Annotated in this window: 12 protein-coding genes; 11 read left to right on the top strand and 1 reads right to left on the bottom strand. The window is 71.5% G+C overall.

Annotated features, from left to right (window positions below; translation table 11 throughout):
* Positions 1 to 60: 60 nt before the first annotated feature.
* Positions 61 to 1431, bottom strand: a complete 1371-nt coding sequence (locus tag EKG83_RS26700; protein WP_051766957.1) for a helix-turn-helix domain-containing protein — start codon at positions 1429 to 1431, stop codon at positions 61 to 63.
* 207 nt (positions 1432 to 1638) lie between these two features.
* On the opposite strand from EKG83_RS26700, the gene EKG83_RS26705 reads away from it, so the two are divergent.
* From EKG83_RS26705 to EKG83_RS26750, 11 genes are all read left to right on the top strand, one after another.
* Positions 1639 to 2181: a DUF4254 domain-containing protein gene (locus tag EKG83_RS26705; RefSeq protein WP_170191970.1), complete on the top strand. Its 543-nt coding sequence runs from the start codon at positions 1639 to 1641 to the stop codon at positions 2179 to 2181.
* A gap of 5 nt (positions 2182 to 2186) precedes the next feature.
* Positions 2187 to 2495: a hypothetical protein gene (locus tag EKG83_RS26710; RefSeq protein ID WP_033435416.1), complete on the top strand. Its 309-nt coding sequence runs from the start codon at positions 2187 to 2189 to the stop codon at positions 2493 to 2495.
* On the top strand, positions 2488 to 2838 hold the full coding sequence (locus EKG83_RS26715; RefSeq protein WP_051766956.1) for a hypothetical protein: 351 nt from the start codon (positions 2488 to 2490) through the stop codon (positions 2836 to 2838). The genes EKG83_RS26710 and EKG83_RS26715 overlap by 8 nt, the downstream gene beginning before the upstream one ends.
* 361 nt (positions 2839 to 3199) lie before the next feature.
* Positions 3200 to 4465 carry a methyltransferase, FxLD system gene (gene fxlM / locus EKG83_RS26720; RefSeq protein WP_033435415.1) on the top strand — a complete coding sequence of 422 codons (1266 nt, stop codon included), beginning with the start codon at positions 3200 to 3202 and terminating at the stop codon, positions 4463 to 4465.
* A gap of 9 nt (positions 4466 to 4474) precedes the next feature.
* The gene (locus EKG83_RS26725; RefSeq protein ID WP_211269301.1) at positions 4475 to 4681 is read left to right on the top strand and encodes an FxLD family lanthipeptide; all 207 of its coding nucleotides are present in this window, start codon (positions 4475 to 4477) and stop codon (positions 4679 to 4681) included.
* 83 nt (positions 4682 to 4764) lie between these two features.
* Positions 4765 to 7818 (top strand): lantibiotic dehydratase, encoded by a 3054-nt coding sequence (locus EKG83_RS26730; RefSeq protein ID WP_033435414.1) that lies wholly within the window; start codon positions 4765 to 4767, stop codon positions 7816 to 7818.
* Positions 7815 to 9038, top strand: coding sequence for a lanthionine synthetase C family protein (locus tag EKG83_RS26735; RefSeq protein ID WP_033435413.1), 1224 nt, complete (start codon positions 7815 to 7817; stop codon positions 9036 to 9038). Before EKG83_RS26730 ends, EKG83_RS26735 begins: the two co-directional genes overlap by 4 nt.
* A complete protein-coding gene (locus EKG83_RS26740; protein ID WP_063741544.1) occupies positions 9020 to 11194 on the top strand; it encodes a thiopeptide-type bacteriocin biosynthesis protein in 2175 nt (724 codons plus the stop codon). The genes EKG83_RS26735 and EKG83_RS26740 overlap by 19 nt, the downstream gene beginning before the upstream one ends.
* 371 nt (positions 11195 to 11565) lie before the next feature.
* Positions 11566 to 12072, top strand: a complete 507-nt coding sequence (locus EKG83_RS26745; protein WP_033435412.1) for a hypothetical protein — start codon at positions 11566 to 11568, stop codon at positions 12070 to 12072.
* Positions 12073 to 12342: 270 nt separating this feature from the next.
* Positions 12343 to 12465: a hypothetical protein gene (locus tag EKG83_RS49160; protein ID WP_265590287.1), complete on the top strand. Its 123-nt coding sequence runs from the start codon at positions 12343 to 12345 to the stop codon at positions 12463 to 12465.
* A 232-nt stretch (positions 12466 to 12697) separates the two neighbouring features.
* Positions 12698 to 13072: a hypothetical protein gene (locus tag EKG83_RS26750; RefSeq protein WP_051766955.1), complete on the top strand. Its 375-nt coding sequence runs from the start codon at positions 12698 to 12700 to the stop codon at positions 13070 to 13072.
* The last annotated feature ends 10 nt before the right edge of the window (positions 13073 to 13082 follow it).

Here is a 13082-nt window from a genome sequence, read left to right on the forward strand (position 1 = left end):
TCCGTGGTCCGCGGACGGGTGGCCGCTTGCAAGTCGATGGTGCTCCTGTGCCGATGGGAGTCAGGCGGCCGAGCGCAGTAGCTGGATCTCATGGTGAAGTTGCTGCACGTCGCTGGCGCTCGTGTGCCGTCCGGCCTCCTCCTCCAGCGGCTTGAGGTGATCGAGCAATCTGGTCGACTGCACGGCGCGCACGGCGTCGAGGGCTCGGACGCCGAGCTCGCCCCCGGCGGACAGGTCACCCTCCGCCAGCGCGCACGTGGCCAGCCAGGCGAGGTTGAACGCGCGCTGACGGATGCGGTCGGCCGGGGCTTCGTCGAGTGCGCGCTGGAGACGTTGCATGGCGGTGGCGCGGTGTGCGGCGTCGGTGAGGCCGAGGTGGCTGTGGATGCGGGCGGCGCTGGTCTGCAAGGCGGCGTGGTCGAAGAATCGCAGGAATTCCTGGTGCTGGTCGTCGGTGGCGTGGGCGTATTCGTCCTCGGCGCGGCGCAGGGCGGTCATGGCCTGCCGGGTGTCCCCGAGGTGGGCATAGGCCAGCGCTTCGTGGGTGAGCAGCAGGGAGACCGCGACCGAGGAGTGTGAGTCCTGGGCCGCGATCTGGCCGAGTTGGAACAGCTTGAGCGCTTCGGCCGGGTCGTCATTGTCCAGGGGAACACGTCCCAGGTGGTAGAGCACGATCGCGGTGTGGGCCGCGTCGCCGGCGTCCTGGGTGTCGCGGACGGCCTGGCCGAGCCAGCGCCGGGCGTCGCCTTGCAGGCCGAGGTCGTGCGCGGTCCACCCGGCCAGCGTCTTGGCTTCCGCGATTGCCGACAGCAGCCTGGTCCGGACGTCGTCTGTGGCCGAGGCGTTCAGCAACGACTGCGCCCAGTGAGTGTGGGCGAGGATGGCGTTGCGGCAGGAGCCGCCGCCGTGCGCGGCGTCGTAGGAACGCAGTGCCGCGGTCAGGGCGCGCACCTGGACGACGTCGGTCGCGCTCAGGCGCTCGGGTACCGGTGTGGCGGTCGTACCCACGGTGAGCAGGTCCAACTCGGGTTGTGTAAGCGCCGCCCCCATGACGATCTTGCTGATCAAACCGAGGAACCCGCGACGTTCGAGCATGAAGTCGTCCTTCGTGCGCTGGGGACCGGATGAGACCGCCATGGCCTGGACCGCCTCGCCGGTGTACGCCAAACCCATATAACCCCGAGGTATACCCAAGCCATCGGCGATGCGCTCCAGCACGTCGTATGCCTGGACCTGACGCCCGTTGACGATCGCCGAAATCTCCGACTGGCCCTGCCCCGTACCGGCGGCGATCTGTCGCTGGGACACCCCGACCCGCCGTAAGAGCCGGTAGACCCGACCGATGTCCCGCTGGGCCAGCGCTGCGCGCATCTCGTGGTCATGCCACACGACCGGATCGATCGGCCGGTCGTCGCCGCTGCCGACGTTCATGGACCCTCCCGCGGCTCGTTCACCGTCACCGTAGCGGCACCCGCGGTCGATGTACTGCTGTGATCAGCCAAGCTGATCAGCCCCGCTGATCGGCGGCCGATCAGCGATGCACGACAGCTCCTCGTCTTCCGCCCGCCCGCAGAAGTGCGGCACCGTCGAGGACGTCCCGCTTGACCTGCCCTGACGCTTCACCCGGAGGTGGACGCCGTGGTCACCGCGACACTGCACCCGAACGACGCGCTGCTGCTGCCCACCGGGCACGACATCCTGCGGAGCTTCGGCGCCGAACACCCGACCGACGACCACCCCGTGCTGGTGGTGGTCACGGTGCCGGCCCGCCGCCACCGGGAACGGGCCGAAGCACTCCAGACGGCCCACGAGACCCAGGCAGGCGACGCCGTGCTCGCGACCTCCGCTCGGGTCCTGATGGACTGCGCGCAAGCCCGCGCGACCCTGATCGGGCAGATCGACCGCTGGGCCGCCGAGACGGTGTCCGAACCGTCCACGGCGGCCCTGCTGCACACCGAGACCCTGGGCCGGCTCGTGGACCGCATGGCCACGACCTGGGCGTGCTGGCAGCAGCTGCACGCGGGCATGCCCGCGTCGCGCCGCGTTCCGGTCGGGCACCCCACGCAGGCCGCGATGGACGAGGTCGCGGCCCTGTCCAACGCCTACGACGACCTGCCGGTCGACCTGCGCAGCGGACGGCGACGACTGCCCACCACAGCGCCTGTCATCGCGGACCTGTAGCCGTCATGGCCGAGCAGTGGCGCGCGATCGTGGCACTGCCCGTGGCCGCGAACAGCCCGCTGGGCCGGGCCGGCGACGCCGCCGAGGCCGTCACCACCCACCTGCCGCCACCCGAAGAGCACGCACGCTGCGCGGTGTGTCGCACCCGGCCGTGGCCCTGCGACCCGTTCGACACCGCGGTCCGCGCCCTCGCGGCACTCGGCATCCCTGTCGGCTACCTCGTGCCGCTGGACCTGCACCCGGTCCTCTGGCCGCCCGCCACACCGACTTCCGACCAGCCGACCTTGGACATGCCGGGAGCCCTCGATGGATGACATCCCGGCCGCCGGCTCGCACGGCGGCATCACCGACTACCTGGACTACCTCGACCGCCTGGTCAGGCTCGGCGACGACGCCACCAGAGCGTCGCTGCTGAACGGCGAGCTGCCGAAGTTGGTGGCGACCGTGCGTGATCTGATCGAACAACACCGGCCCGACTCGAAGGGCCGCTGCCCCTGCCATACCTGGTGGCGACGCGGTCGCACCCCGAGTTGCCGGGTACGGGCCACCGTCCACCGGCACCTGATCGCCGTCGAGCCGGCCGCGCCCCGAAGCAGCGCGGCTCGACACGCCACCCCCGCCGACCAGACCACGGGCGCGTCGTCGGCGGGCCGCTAGAGGTGGGGAACGTTCGCGGCGTTCCCCGCCTCCCGGACCACCGTGCAAACCGGTCGCGGAAGACGCAAGTCCCAGCGGCGAGGTCCGCGAAAGACAGTCAGTTACTCGCAGTTCTACCGCAAGATTGCGGACAGTAATCATGGCGATACGGTCAACAGAAGCCGACCGACCACATGAATGAGCAACACTCACATTTTGTTTGCGCGGACACAGAACCATCAGGCGCGGCACCTATCGAGCCGGCGGCGCGCGGTCACCGGTTCTCTCGGAGAGTTATCAGGCCGATACATTGAGTGAACGTCGGTTGGTCCTGTGAGGTCGGCGGCTACACGACTACGAGTACGACAGCTAAGGACATTTCGTGACTGGAACGACGTCGGGCGAACGAGCTACCGAGCTGCGCAACCAGACCGTCGACGCGCTCAAGGACGCGGGCACGATCGTCTCTGCCCGCGTCGAGGCGGTGATGCGGGCGGTTCCCCGTGAGACCTTCGCTCCGGAGGCCGATCTCGACGCGGTCTACGAGCCGTGGAACGGGCTGGTGACGAAGCGCGACGAGAACGGGCGGGCGGTGAGTTCGCTGTCCGCGCCGGATGCGCAGGCGCACATGCTGGAGCAGGCCCGGATCGAGCCGGGGATGACCGTGCTGGAGATCGGTTCCGGCGGCATGAACGCCGCCTACCTCTCCGAGATGGTCGGACCCACCGGCCGGGTGACGACCGTCGACATCGACCCGTTCGTGACCGAGCGGACCTCGCGGTTCCTGGATCAGGCCGGATACCCACAGGTCACCGTGGTGCTGGCCGACGCCGAGCACGGCGTGCCGCAGCACGCGCCCTACGACCGGATCCTGGTCACCGTCGGGGCGTGGGACGTGCCGCCGGCCTGGATCGACCAACTGGTCGACGGCGGCCTGCTCGTGGTTCCGCTCAAGGTCATGGGGCTGATGCGCACCGTGGCCCTGGTGCGCGAGGGCGATCGGCTGGTCAGCGAGTCGGCCCGACTGTTCGGGTTCGTGCCCATGCAGGGTGTCGGCGCCCACGACAGCACCGAACTGGCGCTGCGCGAGGGCGCGGTCAGGCTGGTCTTCGACGAGCAGGCCCCGGCCGACCTGTCCCGGTTGGAGGGCGTGCTGGAGTACGAGCCGCTGGTGGTGGACAGCGGCGCCGGGCTCCGTCTGGGAGAGCCGTGGGCGACCATGCAGATGTGGCTGGCCACCACGGTTCCCGGGTTCTGCCGCATCCTGGTCGACCGCGCGGCGAACGAGGCGTCGCCCCGGCCGTTGGGCGGTCTCCACACCGGGATGGCGGCCGTCGACGGCGCCAACCTGGCCTACGTGGCCTCCCGCAAGCTCGGCGGGCAAGAACTCACGCTGGAGGTCCATGCCTACGGCCCGGCCCCCGCGGCCCTGGCCGAGCTCGTCGCCGAACAGCTGCGGGTCTGGGACCGTGATCACCGCGGCGGCCCGGGACCGCAGTACCTCGTCTACCCGGCGACCACCCCCGACGAGCGGCTGCCGGCGGCGGACTTCGCCGTCGCCAAGCGCCACAGCCGGGTCCTGCTCTCCTGGCCGCGGCCCGCGAACACCGTCGGCAGCGACGTCCTGCACCACCCCAACCACCAGTAGAGGAGAACCGTGACCGTGGTAGCGACCGGCCCGTCCGGCGGTGCGACAGCGCTGCTGGAGGCGCCCTCGGAGGACGAGTTCGAGCTGGACATCCGCCCGGTGCTCTCGCACCAGGCGGTGCCGCACGGCAGCAACTGCCCCACCGACGACGGGTGTGGCATCACCTGCGCCAACGGCGCGAGTGCGTGTACCTCGGAGGGCAACAACCAGTTCTGATCAGCACCTCCCTTCCGGCTCTCGGTGGTCTCCTCCGACGGCCGGGAGGGACGTGCGCCCGACATCGGCTCGAGGGGGCGATCGTGGGCTTGGCGGCAGGGTGGCGGTGGGGCGGCGTGGGGCTGCTGCGGGTCAGTACCGACCCCGGCGACCTGGACCTGCCCGACGATCTCGACCTCTCCGACACGTCGTCCGCGTCGGCATGGATGGCGCGGGTATGGGACCGGGAGGACATCCGCGCCGCGCTCGGCGCGGTCAGCCCGGCCCTGTGCCACCGGATCGACGCCCTCCTCGCCGCCCCCCGCCGCGACGCCTCCTCGGTCTGCCGCGCCGCCACCGCGCTGGCGGCCTACCTGCTGCGCTGGCAGCGGCGCCCGACACCCCTGGGGCCGCTGGCCGGCATCGGGCCGGTGCGGATCGGCGGCCCGGCCACGGTCCGGACCGGCAGCGGGCACCGCCTGTCGGTCCGGGCGGACGCCGGCTGGCTGGCCGGGGTGACGGCCAGGCTGCACCGCTGCCGGGCGCTGCTGGAGCGGCTGCCCGTGGTGGCGAACAACGCGGTCCACGTGCGGGGCGGGCGACTGGTCGCGCCCGGCCTGCCACCGGACGACGCCCCGAGCGCCGAAGCGCTCACCGAGGTCTCGGTGCGCGCCACGCGTCCCGCGGTCGCGGCGCTCGAGGCCGCCACCGCGCCGATCACGCTCGGCGACCTGCGCCGGCAGTTGGCGGACCGGTTCCCGACGGCCGCCCCCGCGCAGATCGACACCGTCCTGCACGGCCTGGTCGACCAGCAGTTCCTGATCACCGCGCTACGCGTCCCGATGACCGAACCCGACGCGCTCGACGCGCTGTGCGCCGTACTCCACGCCGCCGACGCGAGCGACATCCCGGAGATCGCAGAACTGGTCGCCGAGCTGTACGGGATCCGCGACACCCTGACCGACGGGGTGATCGTCGCCGTGCCGACGGGGGTGGCCGACCGGATGACGGCGATCGCCCCGGCGCAGCGCACACCGCTGCTGGTCGACACGATCGCCGACTGCGAAGCCGTGCTGCCCGAGGCGGTGGCACGCGAGGCCCGCGACGCGGTGACGGTGCTGTACCGACTCTCGCCCCACCTGGGCGGATCTCCACCGTGGCGGGAGTACCAGACCGCGTTCCGCGCCCGGTACGGCACCGGCGCACTGGTCCCGGTCCTGGACCTGGTCGCCGACAGCGGGCTGGGGCTGCCGGCCGGCTACCTCGGCTCCGGCCGCGAGCGCGGCCCCCGGCAGCTCTCCGAGCGTGACGACACGCTGCTGGCCCTGGTCCAGCAGGCGACCGTGACCGGCGACGAGATCGTGCTCACCGACGACCTCGTCGACCACCTGGCCAGCGCACCCCTGGACCCGCGACGATTACCGGTGCGCACGGAAGTCGCCGTCACCGTCCGCGCCGACAGCCCGCAGGACATCTCCGCCGGGAGGTTCGTGCTGGAGCTGACCGGCACCCCGCGTCCGGCCGCCAGCATGGCCGGACGCCATGCCCACCTGCTTGCCGAGGCCGACCTCGCCGAGATCCGCCGCACCTTCCAGGACCCCGGACCGGACACCGTCACGGCGCAACTGTCGTTCGCCCCGCGCTGGCGGCGCAGCGAGAACGTCGCCCGCACGAGCATGCTCGCCTCGACCGTGATCCCGATCGCCGAGCACCGCGCACCCGGTCCGGGCGTGATCGACCCGGCCGATCTCGCCGTGACCGCCGAGGCCGCGGACCTGCACCTGATCCAGATCTCCACCGGCAAGCGGGTCATCCCCTACGTCACCAGCGCGCTGGAGGCCGCCCACCACACCACGCCGCTGGCCCGGTTCCTCTCCGAGGTCGCCACCGCGTGCCTGCCGACCTACGGCGCCTTCTCCTTCGGCGCGGCCGGCGCGCTGCCCTACCTGCCGCGCATGCGCTACCGCCGCACCATCCTGTCCCCCGCCCGCTGGCGGATCAAAGCCGACCAGTTGCCCGCCCGCGGCGCCAACGAGCACCTGTGGAACGCCGAGCTGGCAGGTTGGCGGGCGCGCTGGCGGGTCCCCGACCACGTCGCCCTGGTCGACCACGACCGCGTGCAGCCGATCGACCTGCGCCACCGTGCCCACCGGATGCTGCTGCGCGCACGACTGGACCGCGGCGGTCGCCTGGAGCTGCGCGAGTGCGCCGCCCCGGACGAGCTGGCCTGGATCGGCCGCGCGCACGAGGTGCTGCTGATCCTGTCCCGCCCCCAGACCCCGGCCCCGGCGACGCGCATCACGACCCCGCAGCCCGTCGTCGATGCCGCCGACCTTCACCTACCGGCGGCATCACCGGTCCTCGCGCTGCGCCTGCACGCCCACCCCGAGCGCTTCGACGACATCGTCACCGACCACCTGCCGGCCCTGCTCGACTCCTTCGGCCCGCCCCCGCCGGCCTGGTGGTTCCACCGCCACCGCGACCTCAGCGACCACCGCGCCGGCCAGCACCTCGCGCTCTTCCTGCACATCGCCGACCCACGGCTGTTCGCCGACGCCGCCGGGCACACCGCGGCCTGGGCCCGGCGCCTGCACCGCGACCATCTGGCCTGCGGCCTCACGATCGCCGACTGGCAGCCGCCGACCGGGCGCTACGGCCACGGCGCCGCCCTGCACGCCGCGCTGCGCGGGTTCGCCGCCGACTCGGCCGCCACCCTCGCCCAGATCCGCGCCACCCGGGCCGCCGGACTGCGCCCCCAGGCCATCACCGCGGCCAGCTTCCTCGACCTCGCCACCGCCCTGGCCGGGGACCCCGCCGGCGGGCGGGTCTGGCTGCTGCGCGAGATCGGCCGAACCGGCGGTCATCTGGACCCCGACCTGCGCGACCAGACCATCGCCCTGGCCGACCGCCTCGGCCCGCTGGCCGACACCCCGGCCGGCCAGGCGGTCATCCACACCTGGAGCCTGCGGGCACAGGCGATGGCCGACTACGCCGCGGCGCTGTCGCAGCAACGAGACCCGATCAGCGTGCTGGAGCCGCTGCTGCACCTGCACCACCTGCGCGCCGTCGGCGCCCACCCCGCCTCCGAAGCCGTCACCGGCCGCCTGGCCCGAGCCCTCGCCCTGTACCGGCATGCCCACAGCGGAGCGACACGATGACGATCACCGTGGGTCTGGCCCACGCCGCCGACCATCACGCCCGGTTGCTGCGTCTCCCGCCGCCGAGAACGCCGGGAGACGGCTGGGCCGCGCAGGACCTCGCCACCGGCAGCGCCGGCATCGCCCTGGTCCACATCGAACGAGCCAGGTCGGGACTGGACACCTGGCAGACCGCGCACGCCCACATCCGCGACGCCGCCGCCGTGCCCCTGAGTGACCACGACTCCGCCGCCCTGTTCCTCGGCGCACCGGCCCTGCTCTTCGTCCTGGACGCCGCCGCCGGCAGCAGCGACCGCTACCGCACCGGCCTGGCCGACCTCGACGCCCCGGTCGCCCGACTCGCCCACCGCCGCGTCCGCACCGCCCTGGCCCGCATCGTCGCCGCGCGACCGGCCACCTTCGACGAGTACGACGTCTTCTCCGGCCTGTCCGGACTCGGCGCCCTGCTGCTACGACGTGCCCCCAACGGCAGCGCCCTGGAACAGATCCTCACGTACCTGGTCGCGCTCACCCGACCACTGACTATCGACAACGAGGTCCTTCCCGGCTGGTGGGTCGGCCACGACCCGCACCGCCGGACACCACCGGGACACCGCGGCCACGCCAACCTCGGCGCCGCACACGGCATCACCGGCCCTCTGGCGCTGCTCGCCCACACCGCCCGCCGCGGCATCACCGTCGACGGACAGCACCAGGCGATCGCCGACATCTGTCACTGGCTGGAGCACTGGCGACGCGAAAGCGATGCCGGACCCTGGTGGCCCGAACACCTCGACATCACCGAACTGCGCACCGGGCGCACCCGACAGACAGGGCCTGGCCGACCCAGTTGGTGTTACGGCACCCCCGGCGTCGCCCGCGCCGGGCAACTGGCCGCCATCGCCTTGGGCGACCGCATTCTCCAGGACCACTACGAGCTCGCGTTGCTGGCGTGCCTGGGCGACGACCCCCAGCTCGCGCGGCTCACCGACGCCGGGCTCTGCCACGGCCTGGCGGGCACTTTCCACACCCTCTGGCGCGCCGCCGCCGACGCCGCCATCCCCGCTCTGCGCGAGCAGGTGCCGCGCCTGGCCGAGGCGTTGCTCGCCGCAGCCGCGCGACCGCACCAGAACGGACCCGGCCTGCTCAACGGCACCGCCGGCATAGCCCTGGCGCTGCACACCGCCGCCACCGACACCGCCCCGAGTTCCGGATGGGACGCATGCCTGCTGATCGACTGACCCCGGCATCCTCCCCGGCCGAAGCCGCCATCTGGCGCGTCCTGGCCGGAGACGACCTCGACACCACCGCCGGGACGTCCGGACTGGACCCCGATGAACTCGCCGCTGCCACGGCGATCTACCGCCAGGCCGGCCGCGACGCCCTCTCCGCCAACCAGACCGGCTCCTGGCAGCAGGTCTACCTCCGCTTCCCGGACTGGACTCGCGCCGAACACAGCACAGCAACCCACCTGCTGCCGGTACTGACCCGCGCCGAACACAGCGGCGCGATCACCGAGTGGTGGTTCATGCGCAAACACCCCTGCTGGCGACTACGACTGCGTCCCGGCCACGGGCACGACGCGATCACCGAACTCACCACCACGCTCGACGAACTCGCCGCAACAGGCCACATCGACGCCTGGTGGCCCGGCCTCTACGAAGCCGAGACCGCCGCCTTCGGCGGCGCCGGCGCCCTCGACGCCGGGCACCGCCTGTTCACCGCGGACAGCCGCAGTGTCCTGGAACTCGCCGCGGCCGGTGGAACCGGGCTGGGACGCAGGGAACTGTCGATCCTGCTGTGCGGAACGCTGATGCGCGACGGCGCCACACTGGAATGGTACGAACGCGGCGACGTCTGGGACCGCGTCAGCGCCGAACGCCCCCTGCCCTCCGACATCGACAGCGACAGAATCGCCGCGATGGCGGAAAATCTGAGAACCCTCACCCTCGCCGACACCGCCCCCGACGGACCACTGTTCACCACGGGCGGACCGCTGGCCGCGCAATCCGGCTGGGCAACGACGTTCCGCGACACCGGCCGCGCCCTGGCCGAGGCCAACCGCACCGGACACCTCACCCGCGGACTCCGCGACGTCCTCAGCTACCACGTGATCTTCCACTGGAACCGCCTCGGACTCACCGCCCGCACCCAGGCGATCCTCGCCCACTCGGCCCGTCACGCCATCCTCGGCCCCACCGGCCACCCCGCCGCGCCACGCACCCCGAGCCCGACCCCCGCCTTCTCAAATCCGGTATCCGCGCCCGGCCTGGATCAGGCCGTCATCCGCTTCCCGCTGATCCAGCAAGGCCGCCATTTCTGCGGCGACCTGCCCGCACGCGTCGGACTCGTCGAGGAACACGCGGCCAACAGCACCCGCTACGACGACGCCGACAGGCGCATCAACGACGCGTCCGTGGCCTGGAACCTCGCCGCCCTCATCGCCGCCGACTGCGCCATGCCCGACCTGGCCGAACAATTCTGCCTCGCACAGTTCGACGTCTTCCACCAGTCCTGGCCGCTGTCCGGCCGCATCGCCATCGCCGGCCTGCAACCGCTGGTCAACCTCGCACGACTGGCCCAGCGCACCGGCAACCCCCAACACTGCTACGACACCCTCGTCCAGGTCGATCACGCCGTCCGCTCCGGCGGCACCGTCGACGTCGCCGGGCGGACGATCCCGTTCGACTCGTTCATCGCCCCCGGCGGCGACCGCGACCCCGTCGAGGCGTGGCTACGTCGGACACTGCGCGAAGACGGAACCCGCGCGCTCGCCGCCACAGGCGACTGGGACAAGGCAGCCGACCACGCCTCCGGCTACGACGACACGCCGGAACTGCTGCACGAAGCACGCCAGACCCGCATCATCGCCCTCGCCCGCGCCGGACACCGCGACGACGCGCTCCGCCTCATCGACACCGCCACGACCACCCACCCGTGGCACCACGCCATCGCCTCCTGCCTTCGCACGTACGCCGACATCACCACCGGACACCACGATCCGACCACGACCAACACGCTGATCACCAACGTCCAAGCGGCACGCACGGCAGCGGCCGACCCGGTCATGACCCTGTTCCGCATCCGGCTCGGCCTTGCAACCGCACACCTCGCCGCGACAACCCACCAGCGAGAGGCCGACCTCCTGCGCATCGAAGCCGCAGACGACGCCCACCGCTCCGGCAGCGCCTACGCCGCCCGTGAGGTGCTCGACGACCACGCCGACAGGCCATCCTCGCCATTACGGCATGTGATGGCATTGAAGAATCTCGCCGCATCAGCCGGACTACAGCAAGGAACGATCCCAAAACAACTCCGAGGTCGGCTGCGTACCGCCACCCAACAAGCCGCCGGCGTCCTGAACCGCACCCTTACGATGGCAGACACTTTCAATTAAGAAATAGTTTAGCGAGCATTATTGCGGTCCGCCTGCGCAGGACCTGCTGGCCGTGCCGGTTTACACGTTGGCCGCCGCTCAAGGAGCACCGCAGGCTCCGAACACCTGGTCGGCGGGACACGCACACTCTGCGGTGCCGCGGGGCTGTGGGGCAAGCCACCAAAAGAGGTGGCTTGCCCCACAGCCCCGCGGCACCGCTTGCCGAGTGTGCCCCACCGACCAGGTGGCTTCGCCGAGCGATTCGACTACATCATGTCATTCCTCATCGACCTGCGGGCGAGTCGGCAATCCGATCAATCGCCTTCGTAGCCGCAAGCCACCGAATCGAATCAACCGGGGCGCTCCATTTCACATCGACCCGGAGAACGTTCATGTCCCACACCCCGCAGTCCGCCAGGATCGCCCCACCCGAGATCGTCGCCTCCATCGCCGCCGTCGTCGACTACAACTGGGACGCCGAGCAGGCCGACCACCAGGAGCAGTCTCCGCAGGACCGGCCCGGTCATGTCTTCGACGCGCTGACCGCCATCCGAGGCTGGCTCGACGCGGTCGACGACCTCACCCAGCTCCACGAGACCGCCAGTACCGACGCGGACCGCCACCGCTACACCCTGACCCGCTTCTACCGCCGCGGCGAGCACACCTTCCGGGTGCGGATCGAACGCGACAGCTACAAGATGCAGTCCTTCGCGGTGGCCGAGGTGCTCGACGCCGACCGCAAGTGGTCGAACGTCGTGGGCAACGACTCGTCGAACTGGTACGACAGCACCTCGCCGTGGGGTGAGAGGGGCACCGGGGGTCACGAGCCCGGCTTCACGACGCTGCGGCGCCTCTCCGACGCGTTGGCGCGCGAGGCGGCAGTGATCGTGCCGGCCTGACCTGCCCGGCCCACCCGGACACCACGCACAAGACCGCCTCGGCGGGACCTTCGACAACCCGGAGCCCTGGGCACCGTCGTGCCCGGTGGGGCGCCGCCCAGCGTGCCCCGCCGAGGGGCGGGGTGTCCAGCAAAAAGCGCCGGACACTCCGCCCTTCGGCGGAGCCGCGCGGCAGGCGCACCACCGGACCCGGTCGGTGGCCACAGCGCCCCGACGGACGTCCGAATCCGCTTGCATGTCAACACTTTCGCCTTCACATCAGGCACTGCCATGTCCACAACACTTCGAACGAGAGCTGTCACGACGACCACGAACGCCGTCGTCGAGCGCGACACCACCACCGGTTCGCCCGAGGTGACCGGCTGGCTGTTCTTCGGCTGGGCCAGTTCCTGAAGCCCCGGCGCACCGGGGCCGCGACCATGCGTTCCCCACACCCGCATGTCCGGTAGGGCCTCGGCGCACGGTGCCGGGACCTGCTCGCGCGAGCTCACGGTGCGTCCCGCGCCCGGCGGAGGCGCCGCACTCTGCACCACCGCCGCAGCGAGTCGCACCGCCGGGTACGGCGGAGTAGCACGGATGCGCGATGGCGCGGTTCCGATTCCCTCTATCCCACCAGGAGTTCCGCATGCCCACCACAGTCCCGGAGCTGCGCGACGTCGTCGGCTTCGTGCTGGAGCACGCCGACAAGAACGCCCTGGACCACATCACGCAGGCGGTCAAGTCGCGCCACGACGTCCTGCGCGAGAAGGCCGCGGCCGAGATCACCGAGAACGCGACGGTGACCATCCGCGGCATTTCGCCGAAGTACCTCAACGGCCTGTCCGACGTCGTGAAAGAGATCATCCGCGGCCGCGGCAAGCCGCACGCGACGGTGACCCTGGACAAGGCGTCGACGGACACGTTGGCGTTCTCCTCGACCAAGTTCGGCCACCTCGCCGGCCGCACCTCCTACGACCTGACCGGTGTGCCGCTGAGCTGCTGCGAGGTCGTCAAGAGCTGACTGCCGGCCC

The sequence above is a fragment of the Saccharothrix syringae genome, from assembly GCF_009498035.1.
GTDB classification, from domain to species: Bacteria; Actinomycetota; Actinomycetes; order Mycobacteriales; family Pseudonocardiaceae; genus Actinosynnema; species Actinosynnema syringae.

Excerpts from the sequence above, each read along its gene's own strand:
- EKG83_RS26740 (WP_063741544.1), top strand. The coding sequence starts at position 9,020 with ATGCCTGCTGATCGACTGACCCCGGCATCCTCCCCGGCCGAAGCCGCC.
- EKG83_RS26715 (WP_051766956.1), top strand. The coding sequence starts at position 2,488 with ATGGATGACATCCCGGCCGCCGGCTCGCACGGCGGCATCACCGACTAC.
- EKG83_RS26700 (WP_051766957.1), bottom strand. The coding sequence starts at position 1,431 with ATGAACGTCGGCAGCGGCGACGACCGGCCGATCGATCCGGTCGTGTGG.
- EKG83_RS26710 (WP_033435416.1), top strand. The coding sequence starts at position 2,187 with ATGGCCGAGCAGTGGCGCGCGATCGTGGCACTGCCCGTGGCCGCGAAC.
- EKG83_RS49160 (WP_265590287.1), top strand. The coding sequence starts at position 12,343 with ATGTCCACAACACTTCGAACGAGAGCTGTCACGACGACCACGAACGCC.
- EKG83_RS26750 (WP_051766955.1), top strand. The coding sequence starts at position 12,698 with ATGCCCACCACAGTCCCGGAGCTGCGCGACGTCGTCGGCTTCGTGCTG.
- EKG83_RS26735 (WP_033435413.1), top strand. The coding sequence starts at position 7,815 with ATGACGATCACCGTGGGTCTGGCCCACGCCGCCGACCATCACGCCCGG.
- EKG83_RS26745 (WP_033435412.1), top strand. The coding sequence starts at position 11,566 with ATGTCCCACACCCCGCAGTCCGCCAGGATCGCCCCACCCGAGATCGTC.